This window comes from Chromohalobacter sarecensis (assembly GCF_023061135.1).
GTDB lineage: Bacteria > Pseudomonadota > Gammaproteobacteria > Pseudomonadales > Halomonadaceae > Chromohalobacter > Chromohalobacter sarecensis.
In genome coordinates, this window is record NZ_JAKGAN010000009.1 from 91,972 (window position 1) to 118,431 (window position 26,460).

At 62.2% G+C, this 26,460-nt stretch carries 26 protein-coding genes; 17 read left to right on the forward strand and 9 right to left on the reverse strand.

Going from position 1 to position 26,460, the window contains the following annotated elements; genetic code table 11:
* The first annotated feature begins 85 nt into the window (after positions 1-85).
* The 4 genes from dapA to purC all read left to right on the forward strand — a co-directional run bounded on the left by dapA (position 86) and on the right by purC (position 3,639).
* The gene (gene dapA, locus L1071_RS13785) at positions 86-970 is read left to right on the forward strand and encodes a 4-hydroxy-tetrahydrodipicolinate synthase (RefSeq protein ID WP_246975872.1); all 885 of its coding nucleotides are present in this window, start codon (positions 86-88) and stop codon (positions 968-970) included.
* 85 nt (positions 971-1,055) lie between these two features.
* A complete protein-coding gene (locus tag L1071_RS13790; protein WP_246975875.1) occupies positions 1,056-2,006 on the forward strand; it encodes an outer membrane protein assembly factor BamC in 951 nt (316 codons plus the stop codon).
* Positions 2,007-2,022: 16 nt separating this feature from the next.
* Positions 2,023-2,805, forward strand: coding sequence for an MBL fold metallo-hydrolase (locus L1071_RS13795; protein ID WP_246975878.1), 783 nt, complete (start codon positions 2,023-2,025; stop codon positions 2,803-2,805).
* Between the two features lie 123 nt (positions 2,806-2,928).
* Positions 2,929-3,639, forward strand: coding sequence for a phosphoribosylaminoimidazolesuccinocarboxamide synthase (gene purC / locus L1071_RS13800; protein ID WP_246975881.1), 711 nt, complete (start codon positions 2,929-2,931; stop codon positions 3,637-3,639).
* Between the two features lie 75 nt (positions 3,640-3,714).
* On the opposite strand, the gene tsaA is transcribed toward purC, so the two are convergent.
* On the reverse strand, positions 3,715-4,473 hold the full coding sequence (gene tsaA / locus L1071_RS13805) for a tRNA (N6-threonylcarbamoyladenosine(37)-N6)-methyltransferase TrmO (RefSeq protein WP_246975884.1): 759 nt from the start codon (positions 4,471-4,473) through the stop codon (positions 3,715-3,717).
* A gap of 177 nt (positions 4,474-4,650) precedes the next feature.
* Between tsaA and L1071_RS13810 the strand changes: the two genes are divergently transcribed.
* A complete protein-coding gene (locus L1071_RS13810; RefSeq protein ID WP_281504618.1) occupies positions 4,651-5,100 on the forward strand; it encodes a GNAT family N-acetyltransferase in 450 nt (149 codons plus the stop codon).
* A gap of 23 nt (positions 5,101-5,123) precedes the next feature.
* Here the strand turns inward: L1071_RS13810 and L1071_RS13815 are convergent, their stop codons facing one another.
* Complete coding sequence (locus L1071_RS13815) at positions 5,124-5,741, reverse strand: class I SAM-dependent methyltransferase (RefSeq protein WP_246975890.1); 618 nt, start codon at positions 5,739-5,741, stop codon at positions 5,124-5,126.
* 123 nt (positions 5,742-5,864) lie between these two features.
* Positions 5,865-6,659 carry an SDR family NAD(P)-dependent oxidoreductase gene (locus L1071_RS13820; RefSeq protein ID WP_246975893.1) on the reverse strand — a complete coding sequence of 265 codons (795 nt, stop codon included), beginning with the start codon at positions 6,657-6,659 and terminating at the stop codon, positions 5,865-5,867.
* Between the two features lie 219 nt (positions 6,660-6,878).
* Between L1071_RS13820 and L1071_RS13825 the strand changes: the two genes are divergently transcribed.
* From L1071_RS13825 to astB, 5 genes are read left to right on the forward strand one after another with little or no spacing between them, the layout of a single operon-like run.
* Positions 6,879-8,093 (forward strand): aspartate aminotransferase family protein, encoded by a 1,215-nt coding sequence (locus L1071_RS13825; protein WP_246975896.1) that lies wholly within the window; start codon positions 6,879-6,881, stop codon positions 8,091-8,093.
* Between the two features lie 23 nt (positions 8,094-8,116).
* Complete coding sequence (locus L1071_RS13830; RefSeq protein WP_246975898.1) at positions 8,117-9,181, forward strand: arginine N-succinyltransferase; 1,065 nt, start codon at positions 8,117-8,119, stop codon at positions 9,179-9,181.
* Positions 9,181-10,197: an arginine N-succinyltransferase gene (astA, locus tag L1071_RS13835; RefSeq protein ID WP_246975901.1), complete on the forward strand. Its 1,017-nt coding sequence runs from the start codon at positions 9,181-9,183 to the stop codon at positions 10,195-10,197. The genes L1071_RS13830 and astA overlap by 1 nt, the downstream gene beginning before the upstream one ends.
* 59 nt (positions 10,198-10,256) lie before the next feature.
* A complete protein-coding gene (gene astD / locus L1071_RS13840) occupies positions 10,257-11,726 on the forward strand; it encodes a succinylglutamate-semialdehyde dehydrogenase (RefSeq protein ID WP_246975904.1) in 1,470 nt (489 codons plus the stop codon).
* A 26-nt stretch (positions 11,727-11,752) separates the two neighbouring features.
* Positions 11,753-13,096 carry an N-succinylarginine dihydrolase gene (gene astB / locus L1071_RS13845; RefSeq protein ID WP_246975985.1) on the forward strand — a complete coding sequence of 448 codons (1,344 nt, stop codon included), beginning with the start codon at positions 11,753-11,755 and terminating at the stop codon, positions 13,094-13,096.
* Positions 13,097-13,215: 119 nt separating this feature from the next.
* Here the strand turns inward: astB and L1071_RS13850 are convergent, their stop codons facing one another.
* Entirely contained in the window at positions 13,216-14,022 is an 807-nt protein-coding gene (locus L1071_RS13850) for a helix-turn-helix domain-containing protein (RefSeq protein WP_246975907.1), read from the reverse strand.
* 114 nt (positions 14,023-14,136) lie between these two features.
* Here L1071_RS13850 and L1071_RS13855 point away from each other — a divergent pair, with 114 nt between their 5' ends.
* From L1071_RS13855 to L1071_RS13885, 7 genes are all read left to right on the forward strand, one after another.
* A complete protein-coding gene (locus tag L1071_RS13855) occupies positions 14,137-16,155 on the forward strand; it encodes a CocE/NonD family hydrolase (protein WP_246975910.1) in 2,019 nt (672 codons plus the stop codon).
* Positions 16,156-16,377: 222 nt separating this feature from the next.
* Complete coding sequence (locus L1071_RS13860; protein WP_246975913.1) at positions 16,378-17,880, forward strand: ABC transporter substrate-binding protein; 1,503 nt, start codon at positions 16,378-16,380, stop codon at positions 17,878-17,880.
* A gap of 9 nt (positions 17,881-17,889) precedes the next feature.
* Positions 17,890-18,828, forward strand: coding sequence for an ABC transporter permease (locus tag L1071_RS13865; protein ID WP_246975916.1), 939 nt, complete (start codon positions 17,890-17,892; stop codon positions 18,826-18,828).
* Between the two features lie 16 nt (positions 18,829-18,844).
* Complete coding sequence (locus L1071_RS13870) at positions 18,845-19,726, forward strand: ABC transporter permease (RefSeq protein ID WP_246975919.1); 882 nt, start codon at positions 18,845-18,847, stop codon at positions 19,724-19,726.
* The gene (locus tag L1071_RS13875; RefSeq protein ID WP_246975921.1) at positions 19,726-20,757 is read left to right on the forward strand and encodes an ABC transporter ATP-binding protein; all 1,032 of its coding nucleotides are present in this window, start codon (positions 19,726-19,728) and stop codon (positions 20,755-20,757) included. Before L1071_RS13870 ends, L1071_RS13875 begins: the two co-directional genes overlap by 1 nt.
* Complete coding sequence (locus L1071_RS13880; protein WP_246975925.1) at positions 20,754-21,710, forward strand: oligopeptide/dipeptide ABC transporter ATP-binding protein; 957 nt, start codon at positions 20,754-20,756, stop codon at positions 21,708-21,710. The genes L1071_RS13875 and L1071_RS13880 overlap by 4 nt, the downstream gene beginning before the upstream one ends.
* Before the next feature lie 153 nt (positions 21,711-21,863).
* Positions 21,864-22,349: a GNAT family N-acetyltransferase gene (locus L1071_RS13885; RefSeq protein ID WP_246975928.1), complete on the forward strand. Its 486-nt coding sequence runs from the start codon at positions 21,864-21,866 to the stop codon at positions 22,347-22,349.
* Between the two features lies 1 nt (position 22,350).
* On the opposite strand, the gene L1071_RS13890 is transcribed toward L1071_RS13885, so the two are convergent.
* The 5 genes from L1071_RS13890 to L1071_RS13910 all read right to left on the reverse strand — a co-directional run bounded on the left by L1071_RS13890 (position 22,351) and on the right by L1071_RS13910 (position 26,350).
* Positions 22,351-23,400: an SPFH domain-containing protein gene (locus L1071_RS13890; protein WP_246900020.1), complete on the reverse strand. Its 1,050-nt coding sequence runs from the start codon at positions 23,398-23,400 to the stop codon at positions 22,351-22,353.
* 2 nt (positions 23,401-23,402) lie between these two features.
* Positions 23,403-23,861: an NfeD family protein gene (locus tag L1071_RS13895; RefSeq protein ID WP_246975931.1), complete on the reverse strand. Its 459-nt coding sequence runs from the start codon at positions 23,859-23,861 to the stop codon at positions 23,403-23,405.
* A gap of 148 nt (positions 23,862-24,009) precedes the next feature.
* Positions 24,010-24,300: a nucleotidyltransferase family protein gene (locus L1071_RS13900; RefSeq protein WP_246975934.1), complete on the reverse strand. Its 291-nt coding sequence runs from the start codon at positions 24,298-24,300 to the stop codon at positions 24,010-24,012.
* 106 nt (positions 24,301-24,406) lie between these two features.
* Complete coding sequence (locus tag L1071_RS13905; RefSeq protein ID WP_246975937.1) at positions 24,407-25,606, reverse strand: CynX/NimT family MFS transporter; 1,200 nt, start codon at positions 25,604-25,606, stop codon at positions 24,407-24,409.
* A 159-nt stretch (positions 25,607-25,765) separates the two neighbouring features.
* Entirely contained in the window at positions 25,766-26,350 is a 585-nt protein-coding gene (locus tag L1071_RS13910; RefSeq protein ID WP_246975940.1) for an NAD(P)H-dependent oxidoreductase, read from the reverse strand.
* Positions 26,351-26,460 lie beyond the last annotated feature (110 nt).

Sequence of the window (26,460 nt, forward strand, 5' to 3'; positions counted from 1 at the left end):
AAACGCCCGGTTGGCGATACGTGCATTTTTATCGCCCGCGTATGCCGGTGGCACGCTGGCCCGATTCACAGGAGAGCACTGCAGCATGATCACAGGCAGCATCGTCGCCTTGGCGACACCGATGAAGGTCAGTGGCGAGATCGACTGGGAGGCGCTGCGTCGCCTAGTGGGATTCCATCTCGACAACGGCACCGATGCTATTGTCGCGGCGGGTACCACCGGTGAGCCGACCACCATGTCGTTCGCCGAACATTTCGACGTCATTCGCTGCGTCGTCGAGGAAGTCGACGGCCGCGTTCCAGTGATTGCCGGCACCGGCGCCAACGCGACCTCGGAAGCGGTCGAACTGGCGCGTTACGCACGCGAAGTCGGCGCGGACCTTTGCTTGTCGGTAGCCCCCTATTACAACAAGCCCACTCAAGAAGGGCTTTACCAGCATTTCAAAGCGGTCGCCGAGGGTGGCGGATTGCCGGTCATTCTCTACAACGTGCCCGGTCGCACCTGCTCGGATATCTACAACGAGACCGTGTTCCGTCTCGCTGAACTCGAGAACATCGTCGGACTCAAGGACGCCACCGGCAATCTCGAGCGCGCCGAGGAGCTGGTCGAGCGTCTCAAGGATACCGAGTTCGCGCTTTACTCCGGCGACGACCCTACGGCGTGCGATTTCATGTTGATGGGAGGCCACGGCGATATCTCCGTGACCGCCAATGTCGCGCCGCATGCCATGCACGATCTCTGCGAGGCCGCCGTCGCCGGCGATACCGAACGTGCGCATCAGATCAACTCACGCCTCATGTCACTGCATACTGCACTGGGCGTCGAGGCCAATCCGATCCCGGTGAAGTGGGCGCTCAATCGCATGGGGTTGGCGGAGCAGGGCATTCGTCTACCGATGACGTGGCTATCCGAGAAGTACCACTCCACGGTGAGCGAGGCGCTACAGCTCGCCGACGTGGCCGAAGACTGACATACCGTCGTGAACGGGAGGTCAGACGTTTACCTGCGTTAGCGATGCTCCTCGACGCCGATCAACGCATAAAGAAGGTGGATGCATGAAACCCGTCCTTAAATGGATGCCGCTGATCATCGGCGCCACTCTGATCGTAAGTGGCTGTAGCCGTTCCGGTTTTTATTACGACCGCAACGCCGAATACGCCGATGCCGAGATGGTTGAGCCTGTGACGCTGCCGGACTCGCGCGATTCGTCACGTTACCAGAACGCCATGCCGGTACCCGACGCCGAGAGTGACTTCGCGGCCACGGACGAAGACTTCGACGTGCCGCGTCCACGTCCGCTCGCCTCCAGCCAGGAAGCCGAGGCGACATTCGTCGAATCTCGCGAGGCCGGCGACGAGCGCTGGTTGGTCGTCAATGCCGCGCCGGGCGGTGTCTGGCCGATGCTGCAGGGATTCGCGTCCGCGCAAGGCGCCAATGTCGACAGCGCCAATGCCGATAGCGGGCGTCTCGAGACCGGCCTGGGGACGTTGAGTGTCCGTCAGGGGTTGCGTGACGGCTCCAGCGAGGTGCGTTGTGAAGGCAGCGCCAACGAAACTCGGTGCCTCGACGCGCTGCAGCGCTACCTGAACGACAATGTCGGTGACCAGGAAGGCGTGTCTCTGGCGGCACAACCGCTGGCGAGCGATGAGCGCGTACGCTTATCGAACCATGGTGGTGAGTGGCAGCTCGAGCTGGCGCTGAATCTTGAGCGTGCCTGGCCGGAACTGCGTTATCAGTTGGAGAACAACTTCGAGGACCAACGCGGCGCCCTGGTCGACCAGAATCGTAGCGCCGGTCAGTTCGTGATCGACTACACCGCCCGCGATGACGATTCCGGCTGGTTCGATTGGTTCGGCGGTGACGATGCGACCCAGCGCTACCGTCTCGATGTCAGTGCCAGTGGCGGCACCGCCACGCAGGTGCAGGTCAGCAGCGAAGACGGCGGTCCAGTGGATTCGGGCGATGCCCGTGAAGTGCTCGACGCCGTGGCGGCGACCTTGCGCTGAGATGCCGGACGGCATGATGGATCAGCCTCAGGCGGCCCTGCGTTTCGCATCGCTGGGTAGCGGCAGCAAGGGCAACGCCACGCTGGTCAGTGACGGTGAAACGCATGTGCTGGTGGATTGCGGCTTTGGTATGCGCGAGGCGGAACGCCGTCTCGCGCAGTTCGGCCTGCATCCCCGCCAGCTCGATGCCGTTCTTCTTACCCATGAGCATGGCGATCACATTCGTGGCGTGGGCCCCTTGGCGCGGCGCTACGCGCTGCCGGTCTACCTGACCGCAGGTACCTGGCTCTCGGGACGCCTGGGCGAGGTACCGCGCCATGAGTGGGTGGTGCCCCAGTCACGCTTCGCGATCAAGGGACTGGAGATCGAGGCGGTCACGGTGCCCCATGATGCCCGCGAGCCGGTGCAGTTTCGGTTTCGCGCGCATGGGCGCCACTTGGGCGTACTCACTGACCTCGGTCATCCCAGCGAACACGTCATCGACGCGTTCCGGGGTTGTGATGCGTTGATTCTCGAGTGCAACCACGATCGCCGTATGCTCGATGTCGGCCCCTATCCACGCAACCTCAAGCGGCGGGTCGGGGGGCACTGGGGGCATCTGGCCAATGTTCAGGCCGCCGAGCTCCTGACGCGGCTGGGGTTGGATCGCCTGCAGCGTATCGTGTGTTCGCATATCTCGGCGGAGAACAATCGCCCCGAGCTGGCGCTGGAAGCGCTGACGCCGTTGTTGTCCGGCGATGAGTCGCGGCTGTTGGTATCGGCGCAGGAACACGGCTTCGCCTGGCAGAGCATCGCGTGAGTCGCGGTCGTTCACCGTTGGCAGCGTAGAACGCTTTGAATAGCCTTTTAATACGTCGCGGGTCGTGCGATCCGCGCCCAGACAAGAGCCAGCCGGCCCCGCGAGGGCCATTGTGGAGACCCCATGGAAAAACGTGACGAACTGTACGCGGGCAAGGCCAAGTCGGTCTACCGCACCGATGACCCGCAGCGTTTGATCCTGCGCTTCCGCGACGACACCAGCGCCTTCGACGGCAAGAAGAAGGAATCGTTGGCGCGCAAGGGCACGGTCAACAACAAGTTCAATGCTTTCATCATGGAAAAGCTTCAGGCGGCGGGCATTCCGACGCATTTCGAGACGCTGCTCTCCGACGACGAATGCGTGGTCAAGAACCTCGAGATGATTCCCGTCGAGTGCGTGGTGCGCAATGTCGCTGCGGGCGGGCTGGTGCGCCGTCTCGGCGTCGAGGAAGGCCAGACGCTGACACCGCCGACCTTCGAGTTGTTCCTCAAGGACGACGCCAACGGCGACCCGATGATCAACGAGTCGCTGGCCGAGACGTTCGGCTGGGCGACGCCCGAGCAGTTAGCGACCATGAAAGCCCTGACCTTCCAGGTCAACGACGTTCTCAAGCAGCTGTTTCTCGACGGCGACATGCTGCTGGTCGATTACAAGCTCGAGTTCGGCATGTTCGACGGTAAGGTGACGCTGGGCGATGAGTTTTCGCCGGACGGCTGCCGCCTGTGGGACGCCAATACACGCGAGAAGATGGACAAAGACCGCTTCCGCCAGGGCCTGGGCGGCGTCATCGAAGCCTATGAAGAAGTCGGACGACGGATCGGCATCACATTCTGATTGCCGCCGCGTTTCCGGCCTATCCCCAGCGGGGCGCCTACGGGCGCCCCGCTGTCGTTTACGCGGGACTGTCGTTTACGCGGGAGAAGACGCCACGACGATGTCTTCCACATGCATCGAGTCGATGCCGTTGGTCGTGATCGGGTAGAAGCGCACGTCCACATCGCGCAGGCGCACGCCGTAGCGCCGCTCGGAGCTGTTCTGCGCGTTCTTGTGGTACGCGGGGCGCGGGTCCTGGGCCAATACCTGGCGAATCAATTCACGCAATGAGTCACCGTCGCGACGCGCCAGCAGGCGTGTCTCGGCGGCGGCCGAGAACGTCACTGGCAGCGACGGCGGCGGCGCCGGGGCGAAGCCGCTGCGTGCCTCGGGAAGCGCTTCGGCCCAGGCCAGATACGGTTTGATGTCGAGCACGGGCGTGCCGTCGACGAGGTCGTGCCCGCGCAGGTGCAGTGTCACGCCGTCGCGCGTGTCGACCTTCACCAGCTCGACCAGCGACAGCCCCAGACGATTGGGGCGATGCGTGCTGCGCGTGGCGAAGACGCCGTGCTTGGCATTGCCACCCAGGCGCGGCGGGCGCACCAGCGGCGTCCAGCGTGTGGGGCTTTGATGGAAGACGAAGGTCAGCCAGAGATGGCTGAACGCCTCCAGCCCGCGCACAGCGAGCGGATCGTCGAACGGCGGCGTAAGCGTCAGCGTCGCCCGCGCGGCACTGGCCAGCCCCGGTTGGCGCGGAATGCCGAACTTGTCCGGGTAGTCGCTGGCGATACGTCCAATGGGCGTGAGCGTGAACGCGTTGGATGCTTCGTCAGAGGAGAAATCGCAATCGGTCATCGTGGCATTATGCCCAATGCCGGCCCATGCGGCGAGACATGCTAGTGTGGCGTATAGGCCTTGTGTAGCCTGCGCGGTGCCCCTCACCATGGCGGTTTGGGCGCCTGCGGCGTGATCCGCCAGGCATGCCATTTCCAGGAGGCAACGGTGATCGAACGAGTCGTTTATCGCGCGGCGATGCCGCGCGATGCTGCCGACCAGGCGGAAGTGTTTCACCATGCCGTGATGCAGGGTGCCGCCGGCTATTACACGCTGGCGCAACGCGAGGCGTGGACCATGGCTCTGCCGCGCGATGCCGAAGCCTGGGCGGCGCGTCAGGTGCTTTATCCCACCCTAGTGGCGGTCTGCGACGGGCGCTGCGTGGGGTTCTGCGAGCTCGACCCCGGCGAAGGGCGTATCGAAACGCTTTACGTGTGGCCCTCGCTGGCCGGTCGAGGCGTGGGCAGCCGCTTGTTGGAGCACGCCGAGGGCGAGATGCGCCAGCGCGGCGTGGCGCACATGCAAATCGAGGCGAGCCTGGTACTGGCGGATGCCTTGATGCGTCGCGATTGGGCGCATCAGGGCGAAGATTGGGTGGCGCGAGGCGGTGAGCGCCTGCCACGCGTCAGGCTCAGCAAGGCGTTGTGATGCGTTCGTGCGCCGGTGCGCGGTCATGCCTTGCGCGCCAGCAACGCCCGAAACAGCGAGCCCATCATCACCGGCGTGTCGTGTTCGACGACGAAGCCAGCGCCTTCCAGAAGTGGCCGCGCCTGACGCGTGATATCGGTGGCTAGGAAGGAGGTCATTACGTTGACCAGGCGCCTGCCCCAGCCGGCGGGGCGGGCATCGCTCTGGAACTTGTCCATCACGCACAGTTGGCCGTCTTCTATCAGCACGCGGTGCGCCTCGCGCAGTCCGGCCTCGGGGTCGGGCATGACGGCGACGATCAAGTGCATTACCACCACGTCGAAATGCGCATCGGGATAGTTCAACCGTGCGGCATCCATTGTCGCGGCGATGACGTCCAGCCCGTGGCGATCAGCACGGGCCCTGAGGCGCGCGATCATCACCGGCGAGATATCGATGGCATGCACTTCAATGTCGCGGGGCAGGCAAGGCAAATCGAGCCCCGTGCCGGCACCGATCAGCAGCACGCGCTGGCCTTGGCGCCAATGCACACCGTCCAACGCCAGGCGTCGTGCGCGGCGAAACGCCCGCGCCGCCACCAGGTCATAGACCGGCGCATAAAGCGAATAGCGCAGACGGTTCCAGGCGGTCGTGTTGAGCATGACGCGGTGCTCCGGCAAAGACATACCGCTGTCTTAGCACGTTGCCGGTGGGGCGTCCATGCGAGGATAGGCGCACGACACGATGCCGACACGGCCCGGGGGTATCGGGCCGTGCGCGTGCGATTACGCCATGCTGTCGACGATGCCGCCTTCCACCCGCAGTGGTGCGCCGGTGGTGGCGCTGGCCTGCGGCGAGGCCGCATAGACGCACATGTGGGCGACTTCCTCGGGAGTGGCGAGACGGCCGATGATCGAGCTGGGGCGGTTTTCCTTGACGAAACGCGCTTCCATTTCCTCCTGGGACACGCCTTCCTGCTCGGCCATCTGGGCGATCATGTTGACCACGCCTTCGGAGCGCGTCGGGCCGGGCAGTACCGCGTTGACGGTGACGCCGGTACCGGCCAGCACTTTGGCCAGTCCGCGAGAGATCGACTGCACGGCGGACTTGGTCATGCCGTAGTGGACCATTTCGGCGGGAATGTTCAGTCCCGACTCGCTGGACAGGAACTGGATACGTCCCCAGCCGCGCGCCTTCATGCCCTGAGCGTAATGGCGCGATAGTCGCACGCCGCTCATCACGTTGACCTGGAAGAACTGCTCCCAGGTGTCATCGTCGATCTCGAAGAAATCCTGTGGCCCGAAAATCCCCACGTTGTTGATCAGAATATCGGTGTCCGCGCGGGCGGCGATCAGTGCCTGGCAACCTTCGGTACTGCCCAGATCGGCGGCGACGCCGGACACCTTTGCCCCCGTGACATCGGCTTTCAACGTTTGCACTGCGCTGTCGACCCGCTCTTGGGTACGGCCGGTGAGGGTGACCTCGGCGCCGGCCTCGGCCAACCCCTGGGCGATGGCGAAGCCGATGCCGGCGGTGGAGCCGGTGACGATGGCGGATTTGCCGCTGAGATCGATTTGCATGGTGCGTCTCCTTGTAGCGCCTCGTGTGTCCGATGTGGCTCCTCGCGTCGTGATGACACGACCCTAAGCCTGCAAATCAGTGAGTCGGGGCGTAGACGCCAAAACTCAACCTCTTTTCATAATTCGTCGTCACATCGCTGAAAGACCCGAGACCTCTCAGCCTCGTATACTCAATGCCAACCTACCGTATTCGTTGACCCACCCAGGAGGACCGACACGATGTCCCAGTCACCGACCCGTGACGATTTCGACCGCTACATGGTGCCCAACTATTCCCCGCAGCGGACGATTCCTGTGCGCGGCGAGGGCAGCCGTCTGTGGGACCAGGACGGGCGCGAATACATCGATTTCGCCGGCGGGATCGCGGTCAACGCGCTGGGCCATTGTCATCCCGCGCTGGTCTCGGCGCTCAAGGAACAGGCCGACAAGGTCTGGCATCTCTCCAATGTCTACACCAACGAGCCGGCGCTAGCCCTGGCCAAGTCGCTCGTCGAGCGCAGCTTCGCCGACAAGGCGTACTTCTGTTCCTCCGGGGGAGAAGCCAACGAGGCAGCCTTCAAACTGGCTCGGCGCTGGGCGTACGACAATTTCGGCGCGCACAAGGACAAGATCATCTCCTTCCGCCAGTCGTTCCACGGCCGCACCCTGTTTACGGTCAGCGTCGGTGGCCAGCCCAAGTATTCCGAAGGCTTCGGGCCGATTCCCGGGCGTATCGAACATGCCGTCTACAACGACCTCGACAGCGTGCGCGCGCTGATCGACGACGAGACGTGTGCCGTGGTGGTCGAGCCGATGCAGGGCGAGGGCGGCGTGGTACCGGCCGATCCCGATTTTCTGAACGGCTTGCGCACATTGTGCGACGCGCATCAGGCGCTGCTGGTATTCGACGAAGTGCAATCGGGCGTGGGCCGCAGCGGGCATCTCTATGCGTACATGCACTACGGCGTGACCCCGGACATCCTGACCAGTGCCAAGGCGTTGGGTGGCGGCTTCCCGGTCGGCGCCATGCTGACCACCGACCGCGTGGCCCCCTCCTTGGCGGTGGGTACCCACGGTTCCACCTACGGCGGCAATCCGCTGGCCTGCGCGGTGGCGCTGGCAGCGGTGGAAACCATCGACACCCCGGAGGTCCTGGAAGGCGTCATGCATCGCCATGCGCTGTTCAAGGAGCACCTCGAAGCGATCAATCGCGAGTACGGCATCTTCAAGGAAGTGCGTGGCCTGGGCCTGTTGCTCGGGGCCGAGATGGCGCCGGCCTATGAAGGGCGAGCCAAGGAAATCCTGCCGCTGGCCATGGAAGAAGGGCTGATGGCGTTGGTCGCCGGCCCCAATGTGCTGCGCATGGCGCCGTCGCTGGTGATCTCCGAGGCGGAGGTCCGTGAAGGGATGGCCCGCCTGGAACGCGCCGTGGCGCGCTTCGTGCAGGACGCATGAACCCGCAATCGAGAGACATTGCCATGCTTGTCGTTCGCCCCGTTCAACCCCGCGACTTGCCGGCACTGGAGCGCCTGGCGGGCAGTGCCACGCCGCGCCTGACCAATCTGCCGGCGCATCGTGATCGCCTCGAGGAGCGTATTGCGCGCTCGACGCGTGCCCTGGCCCGCGAGGTCGATTTTCCCGAAGACGAGGCCTATACCTTCGTGCTCGAGGATCTCGAGCTTGACGAAGTGGTGGGGACCGCCAGCATTCGCGCCCAGGCGGGCGCCATGGATGCCTACTACACCTATCGTCAGGAAACGCTGATCCACGCCTCGCAGCAGCTCAACGTGCGCCGCGAGGTGCAGACCCTGTCGTTGTCGCACGAGACCTCCGAGACCACGCTTTTGTGCGCGCTGTCACTGGACGCCCGTTACAAGGGCACCAGCGCCGAGAGCCTGTTGCGCCGCGCGCGGTTGATGTTCATCGCGCAGTACCCCGAGCGCTTCGCCTCGATTCTGGCCGTGGCTTTCCCGGGCTATCTCGATGCCGAGGGCGAGTCGCCGTTCTGGAACAGTGTCGGGCGGCACTTCTTCGCGCGTGGCTTTCAGGAGATCAACCTGCTGGCCGGGGTACGCTCGAAGAGCTTCATCGCCGAGGTGATGCCGCAGTTCCCGCTCTACCTGCCCTTGCTCACGCCCCAGGCGCGTGCCGCCATCGGCCGTGAGCATCCCGACCACGAGGGCGCGCTCGAGGAGATGCTCGGCGAAGGCTTCGTGCGCTCGCGGCACGTGGATATCTTCGATGGCGGGCCGGTGGTGCGCGGCGAGCGTGACCGTCTGCAGAGCGTGCGCCAGGCCAGCTGGCATCCGGTGCGCTTGCGCCCCGGCAACGTGCTACCGGATGCCGAGCCGGCGTTGATCGCCAATCAGCAACTGGGCGGCTTTCGCTGCCTGGTGGCGCGCTATGCGCTGTCGCCCACCGGGCAGTTGATGCTCACGCCCGAGCATGCCGAGTTGCTGGGCGTCGAGGAAGGCCGCGCGGTCCTGGCCGCGCCCTTGGCGTTGCCCAGCGTTCTGGATGAGTTCGACGAGGGAGAAACCTGATGCGCATTCGACCCATCGAACGCCGCGATATCGACGAGCTGCAAGCCCTGGCTTGGCAGACCGGCGTGGGGTTTACCTCGTTGCCCGACAATCGCGACTTCCTCGCCGCCAAGATCGAGCACGCGGTCAGCGCCTTCGAGGAGCGTAGCGCCATCGATGACCGGCTGTATTTCTTCGTGCTCGAAGACGATATCAACGGCGAGTTGGCCGGATGTTGCGCCATCGAGGCGCAGGTCGGCCGCGAAGTGCCGTTCTACAACTATCGCCTGGGCACCCTGGCGCATTCGTCGGTACAGCTCGATCTGCATCGCACCATCGATACGCTGTTTCTCAGCTCCGATCACACCGGTGACGCCGAAGTCTGCTCGTTGTATCTGCGTCCCGAATACCGGCGCGATCGCAACGGCGCCTTGCTATCCAAGGCGCGCTGGTTGTTCATCGCCGAGTTCCGCGACCGCTTCCCCGACAAGGTGCTCGCCGAGATGCGCGGGCGCTTCGACGAGAGCGGCACCAGCGCGTTCTGGGAATGCCTGGGTAGCCACTTCTTTCCCATGAATTTTAACGAGGCCGACCGCCTGACGGGCCTCGGGCAGAAGAGTTTCATCGGCGAACTGATGCCCAAGTTCCCGATCTACACGCCGTTTCTGTCCGAAGAAGCGCGGGCCTGCATCGGTGCGGTTCACGAACACACGCGCCCGGCGCTGGAAATGCTCAAGAAGGAAGGACTGCGTTGGGAAGGCTACATCGACATCTTCGACGGCGGCCCCACGGTAGAGGCCTATATCGACGATGTTCGCGCGGTGCGCGACTCGGCGTCCTATCCCGTGGAGATCGTGGACGAGGCCGCCAGTGTCGAACGCCCGACCTGGTTGGTAGCGACATCGAACATTAGCGAATTCCGGGCCGCCTGGGTCGGACGCGGGCCCAGCGCGGAGGGCGTGCTCACGTTGAGCGTGGATGAGGCTCGGCGTCTCGGCGTCGGTGCGGGCGACCGCTTGCGCCTGCTCGAGACCTGAGTCGGCGCCTTCATATGAGTTGCATCGCGGGCGTGGCGCGCGGTGCCAAGGAGAGCATTATGCAAGCCAAACAGCAGTTGCTGATCGACGGCGCCTGGGTCGAGGGTGATGCCGCGCGTTTCGACAAGACCGATCCCGTTTCCGGCGAGACGCTATGGAGTGCCAGCGCGGCCAGCGCGGCGCAGGTCGAGGCGGCGGTAGCCGGCGCCCGGAAGGCGTTTCCCGCCTGGGCGCGTCACAGCTTCGAAGAACGTCAGGCCGTGGTCGAGCGCTTCCGTGAGCGTCTGGAAGCCAATCGCGAGGCGCTGGCGACGAGCATCGCGCATGAAACCGGCAAGCCACTGTGGGAAGCGCGTACCGAGATCGGCGCGATGATCGGCAAGGTGGCAATTTCGATTACCGCCTATCACGAGCGCACCGGCGAACGCGCGCGGGATGTCGGCGGTAGCCGTGCGGTGCTGCGCCACCGCCCGCATGGCGTGCTGGCGGTGTACGGCCCGTACAACTTCCCTGGGCACCTGCCCAATGGGCATATCGTCCCGGCGCTTTTGGCCGGCAACGCAGTGGTCTTCAAGCCCAGCGAGCAGACGCCGATGACCGCCGATTTGACGCTGCAATGCTGGCTCGAGGCGGGCCTGCCCGCCGGCGTGATCAATCTGGTGCAGGGTGCGGCCGAGGTTGGCCAGGCATTGGCCGGCAGCGCCGATATCGACGGCTTGCTGTTCACCGGCAGCGCCAAGATCGGCGGGCTTCTGCATCGTCAGTTCGGCGGTCAGGTCGACAAGATCCTGGCGCTGGAACTGGGCGGCAACAATCCGCTAGTGGTCAAGGACGTGCCGGACCAAGACGCGGCAGTATTGTCGATCCTGCAGTCGGCGTTCGCCTCCGGCGGGCAGCGCTGCACCTGCGCGCGGCGCTTGATCGTGCCCCACGGCGCGGCGGGCGATGCGCTGCTCGAAGCGCTGGTGCGTGCCATTGGCGCGCTGCGCGTGGCGGGGCCATTCAGCGAACCGGCGCCGTTCTATGCGGGATTGGCCAGCGTCGAGGCCGCGGATGGCCTGCTGGCAGCCCAAGACGATTTCGTCGCACGCGGCGGCCGGATATTGAGCAGCATGCGCCGCCTGGAAGAGGGCACCAGCCTGTTGTCGCCGGGCTTGATCGATGTCACCGGTTGCGAGGTGCCTGACGAGGAGCATTTCGGACCGCTGCTCAAAGTGCATCGTTACCACGACTGGGACGAGGCCATCGCTCTGGCCAACGATACCCGTTATGGCCTGTCGGCGGGCCTGATCGGCGGTGAGCAAGCCGACTGGGACGACTTCCTGCTGCGCATCCGTGCCGGCATCGTCAATTGGAACCGCCAGACCACCGGCGCCTCCAGCGACGCGCCGTTCGGCGGCATCGGCGACAGCGGCAACCACCGCCCGAGTGCCTATTACGCCGCCGATTACTGCGCCTATCCGGTCGCCTCGATGGAAACCGAGACGCTTAGCCTGCCCGATACCCTGCCGCCGGGAGTGACGCTATGAGCGAAGGTGCTATGAGTGAAGGTTCTATGAGTGAAGAGGTACGCGAGGTCAATTTCGACGGCCTGGTAGGACCGACCCACAACTACGCCGGGCTGGCGCATGGCAACGTGGCGTCGATGCGCCACGAGGGGCTTACGGCCAACCCCCGCGAGGCGGCGTTGCAGGGGCTCGACAAGATGAAGTCGCTGATGGAGGCCGGCTACGCGCAAGGCGTGTTGCCGCCCCAGCAACGCCCCGACCTGGGGGCGCTGCGCGATCTCGGCTTCACCGGTGATGACGCGAGCGTGCTGGCGCGAGCGGCCCAGGAAGCCCCCCAGCTTTTGCGCGCGGTATGCTCGGCCTCGTCGATGTGGACGGCCAACGCGGCGACCGTCACACCCAGCGCGGATGCTTCGGATGGCCGCGTGCATTTCACCGCCGCGAACCTGCAATCGAGCTTTCATCGCTATCTTGAACCGCGCACCACCGCGCGCGTGCTGGCGGCGATGTTCCGCGACGAGACGCACTTCGCGCACCATCCGGTGCTGCCGGCGACGCCGGCCTTCTCCGACGAAGGCGCGGCTAATCACACCCGGTTGAGCGGCGCGCATGGCGAGCCCGGCGTGCATCTTTTCGTCTACGGCCGCCAGGCATTCGGCGGGCAACACGGCCCCACGCGCTATCCCACGCGCCAGACCCTGGAGGCGAGTCAGGCGATCGCCCGGCAGCATGGCTTGAGCGACGCGCAGACGGTGTTCGCCCAGCAAAACCCCGAGGCCATCGACGCCGGTGTCTTCCATAACGACGTCATCGCCGTCGGCAATGGCCCGGTGCTGCTCTATCACGACATGGCGTTTCGAGATGAAGACGCCACGCTGGACGCGCTGCGCGCGCGGATGGCGTCGCCGCTGATTCCGGTGCGAGTGCCGAGCGAGGCGGTCAGTCTCGAGGATGCGGTGTCGACGTACCTGTTCAACTCGCAGCTGCTCTCCAACCCCGACGGCAGCATGACGCTGGTCGTGCCCGGAGAGTGTCAGGAGAACGAGACCGTGTGGCGGACGATTCAGGACCTGCTGCTGGCGGGGTACAACCCCATCAGCGAGGTGCTGGTCAAGGACGTCAAGCAGAGCATGCGCAACGGTGGCGGCCCGGCGTGTCTGCGCCTGCGCGTCGCGCTCTCGTCGGCCGAGCGCCAAGCGCTCGGAGGCCGCGTGTTGCTCGACGAGGCCCTGCATGGCGACCTTACGGCCTGGGTCGAGCGGCATTATCGTGATCGCCTGACGCCCGCCGATCTCGCCGACCCGCAACTCGCCCAGGAATCGCTCACCGCCCTGGACGAACTGACGCAGCTACTCGGCATCGGTAACGTTTATCCGTTTCAGTTGGAATAGCCGCCCTCGTGGCCGCATATGAATCGATAGCGCGGCCACGGAAATCTACTGAATCGGCGATGCGGCCATTTGCATGGCTATCCAACCATACGTACCTCTAAGCAAATGGGAGCTGCGGTTCATTGTTGCTCTACCTCAAAGACCCAGCTGTCCGCAGACACGCGATTGTCGAGCAGGCCCGCAATCCTTGGCGCGACGTCTTCCGGGCACATTAGGCCACATTCCCTAAGCGCGCGGCGCGTGTCGACATTCTCGCCAAGATATTGCAGTACAACCCTGGATGCTGCCGGCATTCTGCCACGCTTGATCGGTCCGCCGGTCTGAAGCCCAAGCAGGTAGTCAATCCCGGCTTGATACGAAGGGTAGAGGATCATCTGAGTGATGGAACTGGCCAGCAGGGTTTCGTATTCCATGATATTGATCCGCTCGCCAAGAAATAGGGCGACTCCCTCGTATTTTGCTATCTCAGCCGTACCGGTATCAGGATTGATCTCCCGTTCGATATTTTTCCACAGATAGACCTCATCTTTACGCTCAAGGCGTGCAAAAGAGCGCATGACGTAACCTGGATTGCTGAACGAATAGAAATAGCGGAAATAGCTACCGCAGTAGCGATCAAGCGATGCGGACAGTCGAGATAGGCGCTGGTAACTCGGTACGACGATATCGTCTTGGTGGGCAGGTTTCGGCATGCGACGTAGAGAGAACAGTTCGGTGAAGCCTTTGGGTTCGCTCAATAGTTCGGCTTCGGTGACGCCGAAAAAGTCACTGATGCGTCGCATGTTGTAGCGCGACGGGCGAACCGTGCCGGCCAGATATTTGTTGAATTGCTGCCTATTGATGCCAATTCTGCGGCAAACGTAAGCGATCGATGGGTAGAAACCGCAAGCGTAACCAAGATTAGCTGAAAAAGTATTATTAGTCATGGTTATAAGCTAAACGAAGCGGGAAGAGTGTCAAGTAGCGAAGGGGGCGAAATTGAAGCGCAAGTCCTGACAGTGACACTCTGGATTCGAACCCGTAGTCAGGACTGGCAAGTCATGGATCCAAGTTCTTCATCCCTCTTCGAGGTCGCAGAAACCCTCCATCTGGAAATTCCTATGCCGGATGGTTGTAGGCTTGCCGCACGCGTTTGGCGACCGCTGCATGGAAAGTCCGTTCCTGCAATTCTGGAATACCTTCCTTACCGCAAGGGCGACAACACGCTTTCCCGGGACGCAGTCCGGGCACCCTTCATCGCTGCTCGCGGTTATGCCTACGTACGTGTGGACATCCGCGGTTCCGGCGAATCCGAAGGTGTGATGGAAGACGAGTACACCGCACAGGAGATTCAGGATGGCTGTGATGTCATCGCCTGGCTGGCCGAGCAGCAATGGTGCGACGGTAACGTCGGCATGGTGGGCATTTCCTGGGGCGGGTTCAATGGCCTGCAGATTGCCGCCGAGCGCCCGCCTGCGCTGAAGGCGGTAGTGTCACTCTCGTCCACGGACGATCGTTACGCCGACGACGTCCATTATATGGGCGGGACCCTGCTGATCGATCAGATCTCGTGGGCGTCTCATATGTTCGCGATAAACACGCTGCCCCCCGATCCCGAACTCGTCGGCGACAAGTGGCGTCGGCTATGGATGGATCGACTCACGGGCTCCGGAATGTGGCTGCAGAACTGGACTGAGCACCAACGGCGCGATGCTTTCTGGAAACATGGTTCGGTCTGTGAGGATATCAGTCGTATCGATGTGCCGGTCTACGCCGTCAGCGGCTGGGCTGACGGCTATTGTCGGACAGTCTTCCGGCTCATGGAAACACTGCAAGGACCTAAGAAGGGGCTCATTGGCCCCTGGGCACACAAATATCCTCACCTGGGGAGCCCCGGGCCTGCGATCGACTGGAACAATGAAGAGCTGCGTTGGTGGGATCATTGGCTCAAGGGGCGTGAGACCGGCATCATGGAGGAGCCCGCCCTGCGATTCTATCTGCAGGACCATGCGGAGCCCGCCAGCTACTATGAGACGCGTGCCGGACGCTGGATAGAAGAGCCTGCTTGGCCGTCGCCTAACATCGTGTCGAAAGTTTTCGCGCTAAGCGCCAATGGCGATTTGGTGGCCGACGGTGAGCCATGTCAGTCGGAAACGGTCACCCATTCCTCGCCGCCTTGGGTTGGGCTTATGGGGGGGAAGTGGTGTTCCTACGCCCATCCCGGTGATCAGCCGGTCGATCAGCGTCGTGATGATGCAGGCAGCCTCACGTTCGAGACCGCGCCGCTCGAGACGCCACTCGACATTGTTGGCGATGCCGCGCTGGAACTTACGTTCTCGGTGGACAAGCCCGTGGCGCAGGTGGCTGTCAGGCTGAGTGATGTAGCACCCTCTGGTAGTGCTACTCGAGTCAGCTACGGACTGCTCAACCTGACGCATCGTAATAGCCACGAGTCTCCCGAAGCGTTGGTACCGGGAGAAAGCTACCGCGTCAGCGTGCCTTTCAAACACGTCGCTCAATCGCTTCGCACTGGACATCGACTGCGCCTGGCGATCTCCACTAGCTATTTCCCCATGGCGTGGCCGTCTCCAGAACCGGTCGCATTGACGCTGAATCTGCAGACAACAAGATTGGTATTGCCGGTTCGCCTCGATAATCCCTCAGAGCCAATCCCCCGTGATCTGGGTGACCCTCTAGGCGCGCCGCCGATGGCGGCGGAAACGTTGTCGGCGCCACACTGCGATTGGCAGATTATCAATGATCTTGCCAACGGTAGCGTGCACGTGAAAATTACCGATGACGCTGGCGTCATAAGAATCGAGGGCAATGATTTGACGATCGCGTCGAGTACGCAGGAAACCTACGCCTTCGAAGAAAACGATTGGTCGTCCTTTCGCGCCTGCATCGTCTCCGATCAGCTAATGGCGCGTGACGCTTGGTGCGTCGAAAGCCGAACCGAAACCGAATTTACTGCAACGCCGAGTCATTTCTACATCTGCGCCAGATTGGTCGCTCGCGAGCGTGGCGAGATAGCTCACGAACAGACTTGGGACTGTGAAATCCCGCGAGACCTTGCATGATTTCGGCCGCTTGAAGTGAAACCTCGCCCAGCCACGAGTCGTGCGGAAAATCGCCGTCTCTCATTGGGCGCAGATGATAAAGCCACTCACCGTTCGTGTGGCATGGTGGGACAGGGAGAATCGATTATGACAAAGACAAATACCGTATCAATGGCTTCAGCCCCTTTTGGGAGACGCGCTTTTCTGAAGGGCGCCGCGTCGACTTGCCTGTTTGCAGCGACGATGCCGTTGGGCTCCCGAATCTGGGCACAGAGCGGGCAGACGCTACGGCTCAGCGCCTACGCCGATATCGATGCGCTGGACCCGGCTTTCTATCAGAATGGCTACAACGTGGATGTCATGAACTGCATCTACACCAAACTCATCCGCTACAAAGCGGGACGGGAATGGGACTGGGAGCTGGAATCAGCGGAGGAAATCGAGCAGGTTGACGATACCCATATCCGCTTCAAGTTAAAGCAGGGGCTGCAGTTCTCGGGGGATTACGGCGAGATCACTGCCGAGGACGTGAAATTCTCTTTCGAGCGCGCGATATTGCATGACAGCCCGGTCAAGAGCGATTGGGGCCCACTCGATCATGTCGAAGTAACCGGGCGCTATGAGGGGGTGATCGTGCTCAAGGAACCTTTCCAGCCCCTCTGGACCATCGCGCTACCCTATGGAACCGGGCATATCGTCTCCAAGAAAGCGGTGCTGGATGCTACCGACGATGGGGGCAATTTTGGTATGACGCCGCCGGTATTCTCCGGCGCCTACGTGCTGGCTGAGTGGAAGTCCAATCAGTACGTCCGTTTGACGCGAAATCCGGCATGGACCGGCCCTGCTCCTGGGTTCGACGAGATTCGTATCTTGCCGATGGATGATACCAAGACCGCCGAACGCGCCTACGAAGCGGGCGATCTGGATTTCACCCAGATTACGCTTTCTTCTCTGGCGCAGTACCGGCAGGATCCGCCCGCGAATACCACGATCGAAGAGTATCCGTCGCTTTACTACGTGTGGCTGGGGATGAACCTCGATAATCCCGCTCTCGGGGACAAGAACCTGCGCCAAGCGATCCAGTATGCGATCAACGTCAAGCAGGTAGTTGATGCTGCCTACTTCGGCGAAGCGGAACCTGCCACCGGATTGATTGCCCCGGGACTGCCTGGCCATCGTGACCATTCGGCAATTCCGGTCGAGGGGGATCTGGATAAGGCCAGAGAATTTCTGCAAGCGGCGGGCGGCCCACCAAGTCAGCCATTGACCATCGATACGCTCAACGCTAGCGAATGGACAACCATGGCCCAGATCATTCAGGCGCAATTGGCTAAGGTCGGGATTCCCACGCAGATCAACGTGCAGGATTCGGGATCGTTCTGGACACTGGGCATGGAAAGCGAAGGTGATCGCTGGAAAAACATGCAGCTGGTGCTTAACCGCTTCTCGATGCTACCCGACCCTTACTACGCCACCAGTTGGTTCGTCTCGGAGCAGGTCGGCATCTGGAACTGGGAGCGCTTCTCGAGCCCGGAGTTCGACAAACTTCACCAGAAGGCGCTCAGCGAGATCGATCCCGACGAGCGGGCGGCCATCTACCGTCAGATGCAGGACATCATGGAACAATCCGGTGCTTATCGTTTCCTCACCCACGAGGGCAGTCCGGTCATGTATCGCGACTCCCTTGAGCCAGCGCTTCGACCGGACGGTCGTCCTTTGCTGCCGCGTTTTTCCGGATCGGTCTAAGCGATTGCCATGATCTATTACGCGACGCAGCGATTTCTGCTTTCTGTATTGATCGTCATCGTGGCAATTTCATTGCTGACCCTAATGCTACACGTGGTGCCGGGCGACCCTGCGACGATGATCCTGGGACCGCGTGCCACTCCCGAATTGATCGAGCAGACACGGGTAGCGATGGGGCTAGATCAGCCGTTGCCGGTGCAAATCGTGAAGTTCTTTGGGCGCATACTGCATGGGGATTTAGGCACCGATGTCTTCACCGGACGCGCCGTCAGCGATATCGTTTTCGAGCAACTGCCCTACACACTGGTGCTGATCGCAGTATCGATCTTGTGGTCTTCGGTCTTGGGTATCGTGCTCGGGTGTTATTCGGCATTGCGAGCGGGCACCTGGCTGGACACGCTTTCAGGCATCCTGTCGGTGGGAACGATCTCGATCCCCGCCTTCGTCATGGCGCTCTATGCCGTGCTCATCTTCGCCGTATCGCTGGGCTGGCTGCCAGCGATTGGCGCGGGTGAGGGCTTTTTCGACTCAGCCATGCACCTGATATTGCCGGCATTCGCCATCGGTATCTCGTGGGTGGGCTATATCGCGCGGATGGTGCGCGCCTCGATGCTCGAGGTCATGGGGGCACCGCACGTGCGTATGGCTCGCTCTTTCGGTTTGACCGAAGCGCGCATTGTACGGGCCTATATACTTCGAATTGCGGTGCAGCCGGCGGTAACGTTGCTGGGCACTGGGGTTGCCCATCTTTTTTCCGCTGCCGTGTTCGTCGAAGTGATCTTCGCCCGTCCTGGGATCGGAGCACTGATAGTTTCCTCGGTCAACGAGCGCAACTATCCGATCATACTCGGGGCCGTACTGGTCACCACGGCGATCATCGTACTGGCCACGCTACTGTCAGACCTGACTGTAGCGCTTCTCGACCCCCGCCAGCGTGAGGCCTTATAAGATGAGGATCTCGATCATGAGTCAGGCTCAGGCCACCGTGTCGCTACCGGAACCGACCGTGATTTCACGCATTTTGCGGGGACTGGCGGGGAATCGCACGGGTACTATCGGATTCGTGTTGGTCGTGCTGATTCTGGCCGCCGCGATCTTCGCGCCTTGGATTTCACAATACGACCCTGCGGCCATCATGACCGGGCCTCGAATGGCGCCACCGTCGTCGGATCACTGGCTGGGGACCGATAATCTCGGTCGAGATCTCTTCAGTCGTGTGCTAGCCGGAGGCCGAGTCGCAATGTTGGTGGCCGGAGCCTCGCTCGGTGCTGCGTTAAGCCTGGGGTTGGTCTTGGGACTGGTCGCCGGCCTTGGTCCCCGGTGGCTCGACAATCTGCTGCTGCTTCTCTTCGATGCCCTGCGCTCGTTCCCCACCATCGTGTTCGGCCTAGCGGTGGTAACGCTCGTGGGCCCCAGTTTGTTCACCGTGATTCTGGTAGTCGCCATCACTTCGGTACCTATTTACGCCAGGATCATTCGGACTCAGGCGCAGTCGCTTCGAAACGCCGAGTTCGTCATGGCTGAGAGAGCAATGGGCGCTGGGCTTCCGCGAATCCTGTTCGTCCATGTTCTGCCCAACGTGTTGGGTCCATTGTTGATCCTGGCCAGTATGGACGTACCGCTGGTGATCGCCACCGAAGCGGGACTGAGCTTTCTCGGGATGGGCGTACGCCCGCCCACATCATCCTGGGGAGTAATCCTCAACGACGGTTACAACTTCATCCGTAATTCCCCTTGGCCGGTGATCGCGGGTTCGGTTCCGATCGTGCTGGTCACGCTGGGTTTCACCTTCTTGGGTGAAGCGCTGCGCGATATCTTCGATCCCAGACTGCAAAAGGCCAACTGATGTCCGAGCAGAAGCTGATGCACTCGTCCAACGCTATGCGTGGTGATGACCACGTGCCGCTAATGCTTATCGAGGAGCTTTCGGTGGATTTTTCCACCGCACGCGGTCCGATTCATGCGCTGCGCCATATCTCGCTCGAGGTGGCAGCGGGGCGAATTCTGGGGTTGGTCGGAGAGTCGGGATGCGGTAAATCCTCCTTGGCCTACAGCTTGATTGGCCTGTTAGCGGGGAATGCGCGGATCACGCACGGCGTGATTCGGCTGGGCGACGACGACCTGGCGCATCTTTCTGCAGCACGCTGGCGGGAGCTGCGTGGCAAGCGAATCGCGATGATCTTCCAGGATCCCATGACCTCGCTCAATCCGGTGCGCACCATCGGCCAGCAGATGATGGATATCCAGTATCGTGAACGAATCACCCGCGCCGAGAAACGTAAGTTCGCCGTGGACTTTCTCGCCCAGGTTCGCATTCCGGACCCTGAAGCGCGACTGGACAGTTATCCTCACGAGCTCTCCGGTGGGATGCGTCAGCGAGTATGTATCGCCATGGCGCTGCTGACTCGGCCTGACCTGTTGATTGCCGATGAGCCGACGACCGCGTTGGACGCGACGCTGGAAGTGCAGATCATTCACCTGTTGCGTGAGCTGCAGCAGAAATTCGGCTGCTCGGTGATTTTCGTTTCCCACCATCTGGGAACGGTGGCGGAGCTTTGTGATGACGTGGCGGTGATGTATGCCGGAGAGGTGGTCGAGCAGGGTAGCGTCGATGAAATCTTTCGCCAGCCCGCGCATCCGTATACCCAGGCACTGCTCGAGTGCGACCCTGGAAGCATTCGCGAGGCGACGCGTATTCTGCCCACGATTCCCGGCGGCTTGCCGGATCTGCGCCAGGTGCCCACGGGCTGCATTTTTCAGGACCGCTGTCCGCAGGTCTTCGAACGCTGTCGTCGCGAGCACCCCGGCTTTCATCTCGGGGAGCGCACCCAGATGGCGCGCTGCCATCTGATCGAGCAAGGAGAGATGACGCCATGAGTCTGCTCGAAGTCGATCATCTCGAGGTGCGTTATCGCCGGCTGGGTCGCGTGAAGGCGGCTCTGCGACGCGAGGAGGCGACGTTCCCCGCAGTTGCCGACGTCTCCTTTGCGCTGGAGGCCGGACGAACGCTTGGGCTCGTCGGCGAGAGCGGCTCCGGCAAGTCTACCGTGGCAAAGAGTCTGATTGGGTTGCAGCCCGCCAGTGGCAGTATTCGCTATGGGGGGCGCGAAATCGGCTCTGCCAGCCAGTCCGAATGGCAGCGGTTACGGCGGGAAATTTCGATGATGTGGCAGGACCCGGTCGGTTCGCTCTCACCACGTCTAAGCATCGCCAGCCTGGTCACTGAGCCACTGAAGATTCAAGGACATAAACGTTCGTCTGATGACGCGGATCGCTTGTTGTCCATGGTGGGGTTATCGACCGACCTCGGGAGTCGTTACCCGCATCAGCTTTCGGGAGGACAGGCACGCCGGGTCGGGGTGGCTCGCGCATTGGCGCTGGATCCGAAGTTACTGATTGCCGATGAGCCGACTGCGGGACTGGATATGTCGGTTCAGGGCGAAATTCTCAATCTACTCAACGAGATTCAGTCTCGTACCGGCGTTGCCATCCTGGTCATCACCCACAACCTTAATCTGGTTCGCCACGTTACCGATGAGGTGGCTGTCATGTATCTTGGGCGCTTCGTGGAACAGGGGCTGACGGACGCCATTTTTCGGCATCCCCGCCATCCCTATACCGAAGCACTGCTTTCCGCCAACCCCTCCCCCAATCCGGATGAGCGACATGGGCGTACCGAACTATCGGGCGAGATGCCAAGCCCTTTTTGGCGACCGGCTGGCTGTGAGTTTCACGGTCGATGCCCCCATGCACGCCCCGACTGTGCTGACATCGTTCCTGGTTGGACCGGCGAGGGCGAACGCGGGTATGCCTGCCGCTATCCATTATGAATGAGCCGCGAGCGTCAACCTTCTCCCAACTTGACCGCCCTGGACGAGCTGACGCAGCTACTGGGCATCGGTAACGTTTATCCGTTTCAGCTAGAGGCTTGAGGCGACGCCAAGTAGGGCTGAGTCTCGCTGACAATGATCAGGAACATGCGCGTGATCGAGAGTATCGCTATCGTCAGGCTGCAGGCCGACTCGCCCCACGCCAAGACCGTGGCGGGCTGGGCCCATGACGCCTGGGGGCACCTGCATCCCGATACTTCGCCCGGAGAGTATCGTCGGGAATTTCTCGCGCAGTGCGGTGAAGGCGGCGTGCCCTCGGTATTCGTGGCTATACACGAGGCATCGCCGGTGGGCACGGCGAGCCTGGTGGCCGACGACATGAGCATTCGCCGCGAACTGACGCCTTGGCTGGCCTCGGTATTCGTGCCGTCCGAATGGCGCGGTTACGGTATCGCTTCGCGTCTGGTGCGGCGGGTCGAGGCGGAAGCGCTGGTCCACGGCATCCGCCACTTCCATCTCTACACGCCCGATCAGCAGGCGCTGTATCGCCGGCTGGGATGGGAGGATCGTGAGGCACTGACCTATCGTGGCGAGTCTGTGACGATCATGAGCCGGCGGCTGGACGCCTCCACGGTCTGAGTCAGCTACTGCTGCCGGCGCCGCCGACCATTCCGCTACGCAGGTCGGTGCCATCCTGGCGATTCTTGACGTGCTGGCTCACGACATCTTCCGGTGAGCCGGCCATCTCCCGGAACATGCCCATGCTGCCCAGCAGCGCGGAAGACTCGTAAGGCACGAACACGCGCTCGCCATCTTTGGCCATGTTCGGCAGCACCTTGATATAGCTCTGGCCGAGCAGGTAGCCCACCACGGTACGCTTGTCGTCCTCACTGTCGCCGATGGCGTTAAGGACCAGCTTGATCGACTCCTGTTCGCCCTCGGCACGCAGAATGGCAGATTGCTTGTCGCCTTCGGCGTTGAGAATCGATGACTCACGCTGCCCCTGGGCCATGGCGATGGCGGCGGATTTCTCGCCTTCGGCTTCGGTTACCGTTGCGCGGCGTTTACGCTCGGCCGCCATCTGCAGACGCATGGCACCCTCGACTTCCTCGGGCATGGCGATGTCCTGCACCTCGACGCGGGAGATCTTGACGCCCCACTTGGACGCGGGCTCCTCCATGGCAGATTGGATCGCGTTGTTGACCTCGGCGCGGGACTCGAACAGCTTGTCGAGTTCCATCTTGCCCACCACCGAGCGCAGCGTGGTCTTGGCCAGGACCTCGACGGCTTGACTCATGTTGGCGACTTCGTAGACGGCGCGCTTGGGATCGATGATCTGGTAGTAAAGGGCGCCGTTGATGGTCACCGTGACGTTATCGGTCGTCACCACCGGCTGGCCGGGAAAATCCATCACCGTCTCGCGGCGGTCGATACGGGTCTCGTCGGTGGCGATCGGGTAGTACTCCTCGCCCTGCTTGCGATAACGGATCATGCTGATGGCGCGAGGTTGCTCGATGAACGGGATGATAATGTTGATGCCGCTCTCCAGCAGCCGGTTGAACGAGCCAAGTCGCTCGATCACCATCACCTCGGACTGTCGAACGATCACCAGTCCCTTGACGATGATCACAATGCCGATCGCAACGACGATCAGACTGAGGATCAATCCCGGGGTCAGAAATGAATCCATATTTATTGCTCCTGTGGCGATGCTGGCGTGACGATGGCGGTGGTGCCATCGAAGCGTTGGAAAACGACCCGGCTGTCTAAAGGCAGTTCAGTCGTGTGGGTATCGGCGACTTTCAATCGATAAAAATCGCCGTTGATCTTGATGCCGGTCGCGCCATCGAAATCGCGCTTGAGCGTACGATATTCATTGCCTTTCTCGACGCCCGTGCCGGTCGTTCCGTAGGCGACACCGCGGGGCGAGAACCAGGGGCGAATCACTTTGATGGTTATTGGCAAAAGCAGCCCGGCGAGGACGCCGAACCCCAGTAGTTGCCAGGCAAGGCTGACACCGAGCCAGGCCAGGAGCGCCGTCAGCGCAGCGGCGACGGCCAGAGCGAGCAGCACCAACGCGCCTGAGGTGAGTTCCGCAAGGCCCAATAGCAGGGCAATGGCCAGCCAGGTGTAGGCGATATTCCAGTCCAAGGGCATTCCTCAAGAGCGGTAGTGAAATGAAGCCTTTAATGGGTAGAATCGTCCAGAAATTCCGATGCCATATCGTCGCGTGATTGGATACGCCGCAGCTTGGCAATGTTATCGAGGATATGCTGAGCATAGGATTGCCAAGGCTTGTTCATAGTTCTACTGCCTCGTTCAGTATCTGCTGGCGGAAATGACGGTTCAGTTCATGCTCGGGTACAAGATCGACCCGGCGCCCGACCAAGGCCGCCAAGCGTTCCGCCAAAGGCAGGCGCTGGGTGAACAGATCGTGTCCCGGCGGAAAGTCGACGAGAAAGTCGACATCACTTTCCGGTTTTTCCTGCTTGCGGGCGACCGATCCGAATACCCGAATACGGCGAGCTCCGTACTGACGGGCCATGTTATCGATGGCTGCCTTCTGATGATGTAGGTCCTCAAGTAACATGGCGCCTCCCAAGGGCTAACTACCGGGTCCCGTATAATCGATGCCTTTCTTCTTGAAGAGCAAGTATAGGCTGCAATAGACGCGGATTAGTCACAAGCCTAGCGGCTCAACCTTCGCGCACCGTGACGAGCTTGGGTCGGCCGATCATCACTCCGGCGATGGTTTGCACGCTGAGCAGGGCCATCAGCAGCCACAGCGAGAGTCGCCAGTCGCCGGTGACGCCGTGCAGGGCGCCGAATACCAGTGGGCCGCCGGCGGCCATGAGGTAGCCGAGGCTCTGGGCCATGCCGGAGAGCATGGCGGCGTGGTTGGCACGCCGGGTGCGCATCACGATCATGGTCAGGGCGAAGCTGAAACAGCCGCCCTGGCCGGCGCCGAGCAGGATCGCCCATAGCGTGGGTGACGCCGTGGGTGCCAGCCACAACCCTACCAGCCCCAGCGCGATCAACAGGCAAAGCCCCAGCACCAGCAGGCTATGGTGATTGAGGCGTGCGGCGAGACGCGCGATCACGTAACTCGCGGGAATGGTGGTCAGGTTGATGATCGACAGCATGTTCCCCGCAGCGGCGCTGGGCACACCTGCGGCCGAGGCCACGGCGGGCACCCAGGTCTGCAGGGTGTAGAAGCCCAGCGATTGCATGCCCATGAACAGCGTCAACGTCCAGGCGGTGCGGCTCTTGAATAGCCGCGTGAGATTGGTCGATTGGCCGTCGTCGCTTGCCTTGGGCCGCCGCCAGGCCATCCAGATCCACAGCGCTGTGGTGGCCACGCCCACGCCCGCCCACATCAGGATGGGCACCGACCAGGCACCGCTGAGGTTCATCAACGGCACGGCGGTCCCCGCGCCGAGCGTTGCACCGATCCCCATCACCACGGTGTAGAGTCCCATGGTTTGGCCGATGCGCTCGGGGCGGTCGCGCTTGACCAGGCTGGGCATGAAGACGTTGCCGAAGGCGATGCCCAGGCCGGCGAAGAATGTCCCGACGAGCATCACCGGCAGGCTCTCGATGCCACGCAGCAGCCCACCGAGCGCGATGGCGCCGAGTGCCAGAGCGATGGCGCGATCCAGCCCCAGGCGTGCGGCGACGCCGGGCGCCAGCGGCGAGAGCACGCCGAAGCACAGGATCATGCCGGTGGTGAACAAACTGGCGACGCCGGCGCCGATGGCCAGTGTCTGCATGATCGATTCGAGTACCGGCCCCACCACCACGATCGGCGCGCGCAGATTGACGGCCGCCAGCGCGAAGGCGACGAGCCATAGCGCAGCGGGCAGGGGAGCGGTTGGAGAAGCGGAACGCGCGGACATGGACAAAGCCTTCCTCTCGAACGGGCGCGCTATCTTAGCATCTCGTTGAAATGCTTGCCGTGGGCCGAAAGGTGAAAGCGCAGAAGAACGAGGTAGGCAAGAGAAGTGCGGGCCGACGCGGTGAAGCGCCGGCCCGGCGTGCTGATTCAGGCTTAACGTTCAGGCGTTGGCAAAGTGTTCGCGCAGATGGGCGCGATAGGCGTCGATATGGCCTTCGATGTCGGGCGCCTTGATGACGTCGTTGGCGATGTAGGTCGGCATGGCGTCCAGGCCAATGAATTCCTGCGACTTGTGAAACGGGAAGTAGACGCCGTCGACGCCATGCCCCTCGAAAAAGTTGCCGGCTTCATCGAAGGCTTCTGCGGGCGCGTTCCAGGTCAGCGAGAGCATGTAGCGCCGCCCCTGGAGCAAGCCGCCGCTGCCGTACTGAAGGCTGGGGTCCTTGCGTGAGCGGCCGTCACTGGCGTAGAGCGATCCGTGGCCGGCGGTGAAGACCTCGTCGATATAGCGCTTGACGGTCCATGGCGTGCCCATCCACCAGCCCGGCATCTGATAGACGATGACATCGGCCCACAGGAATTTTTCGACTTCGGCGTTAGTATCGTAGCCGTCGTCGACACGGGTCTCGCGGATCTCGTGGCCCATTTCGGCGAGTTCGCCGCGTGCCACGTCGTGCAGGGTGTCATTGTAGCGGCCACCGGAATGCGCGAAGGCTTTGGCGCCGTTGATCAGCAGAATCTTCATGGTGTCGTTCCCACTTGTTGATAGGCATGTGAATGCAAAAGGTGGGGCAGTCTGCCGAGTCGCGGCCTTGCGATAAAGGCGCCTAATTGCAAAACATTCTTGCGTTAATC

Excerpts from the sequence above, each read along its gene's own strand:
- L1071_RS13830 (WP_246975898.1), top strand. The coding sequence starts at position 8,117 with ATGCTTGTCGTTCGCCCCGTTCAACCCCGCGACTTGCCGGCACTGGAG.
- L1071_RS13865 (WP_246975916.1), top strand. The coding sequence starts at position 17,890 with ATGATCTATTACGCGACGCAGCGATTTCTGCTTTCTGTATTGATCGTC.
- L1071_RS13900 (WP_246975934.1), bottom strand. The coding sequence starts at position 24,300 with ATGTTACTTGAGGACCTACATCATCAGAAGGCAGCCATCGATAACATG.
- L1071_RS13875 (WP_246975921.1), top strand. The coding sequence starts at position 19,726 with ATGTCCGAGCAGAAGCTGATGCACTCGTCCAACGCTATGCGTGGTGAT.
- L1071_RS13815 (WP_246975890.1), bottom strand. The coding sequence starts at position 5,741 with ATGCTCAACACGACCGCCTGGAACCGTCTGCGCTATTCGCTTTATGCG.
- L1071_RS13855 (WP_246975910.1), top strand. The coding sequence starts at position 14,137 with ATGGATCCAAGTTCTTCATCCCTCTTCGAGGTCGCAGAAACCCTCCAT.
- astD (WP_246975904.1), top strand. The coding sequence starts at position 10,257 with ATGCAAGCCAAACAGCAGTTGCTGATCGACGGCGCCTGGGTCGAGGGT.
- L1071_RS13810 (WP_281504618.1), top strand. The coding sequence starts at position 4,651 with ATGCCGCGCGATGCTGCCGACCAGGCGGAAGTGTTTCACCATGCCGTG.
- L1071_RS13820 (WP_246975893.1), bottom strand. The coding sequence starts at position 6,659 with ATGCAAATCGATCTCAGCGGCAAATCCGCCATCGTCACCGGCTCCACC.
- L1071_RS13890 (WP_246900020.1), bottom strand. The coding sequence starts at position 23,400 with ATGGATTCATTTCTGACCCCGGGATTGATCCTCAGTCTGATCGTCGTT.
- L1071_RS13825 (WP_246975896.1), top strand. The coding sequence starts at position 6,879 with ATGTCCCAGTCACCGACCCGTGACGATTTCGACCGCTACATGGTGCCC.
- tsaA (WP_246975884.1), bottom strand. The coding sequence starts at position 4,473 with ATGACCGATTGCGATTTCTCCTCTGACGAAGCATCCAACGCGTTCACG.
- L1071_RS13880 (WP_246975925.1), top strand. The coding sequence starts at position 20,754 with ATGAGTCTGCTCGAAGTCGATCATCTCGAGGTGCGTTATCGCCGGCTG.
- purC (WP_246975881.1), top strand. The coding sequence starts at position 2,929 with ATGGAAAAACGTGACGAACTGTACGCGGGCAAGGCCAAGTCGGTCTAC.
- L1071_RS13795 (WP_246975878.1), top strand. The coding sequence starts at position 2,023 with ATGGATCAGCCTCAGGCGGCCCTGCGTTTCGCATCGCTGGGTAGCGGC.
- L1071_RS13860 (WP_246975913.1), top strand. The coding sequence starts at position 16,378 with ATGCCGTTGGGCTCCCGAATCTGGGCACAGAGCGGGCAGACGCTACGG.
- L1071_RS13850 (WP_246975907.1), bottom strand. The coding sequence starts at position 14,022 with ATGACTAATAATACTTTTTCAGCTAATCTTGGTTACGCTTGCGGTTTC.
- L1071_RS13910 (WP_246975940.1), bottom strand. The coding sequence starts at position 26,350 with ATGAAGATTCTGCTGATCAACGGCGCCAAAGCCTTCGCGCATTCCGGT.
- astB (WP_246975985.1), top strand. The coding sequence starts at position 11,753 with ATGAGTGAAGAGGTACGCGAGGTCAATTTCGACGGCCTGGTAGGACCG.
- L1071_RS13790 (WP_246975875.1), top strand. The coding sequence starts at position 1,056 with ATGAAACCCGTCCTTAAATGGATGCCGCTGATCATCGGCGCCACTCTG.
- astA (WP_246975901.1), top strand. The coding sequence starts at position 9,181 with ATGCGCATTCGACCCATCGAACGCCGCGATATCGACGAGCTGCAAGCC.
- dapA (WP_246975872.1), top strand. The coding sequence starts at position 86 with ATGATCACAGGCAGCATCGTCGCCTTGGCGACACCGATGAAGGTCAGT.
- L1071_RS13905 (WP_246975937.1), bottom strand. The coding sequence starts at position 25,606 with ATGTCCGCGCGTTCCGCTTCTCCAACCGCTCCCCTGCCCGCTGCGCTA.
- L1071_RS13870 (WP_246975919.1), top strand. The coding sequence starts at position 18,845 with ATGAGTCAGGCTCAGGCCACCGTGTCGCTACCGGAACCGACCGTGATT.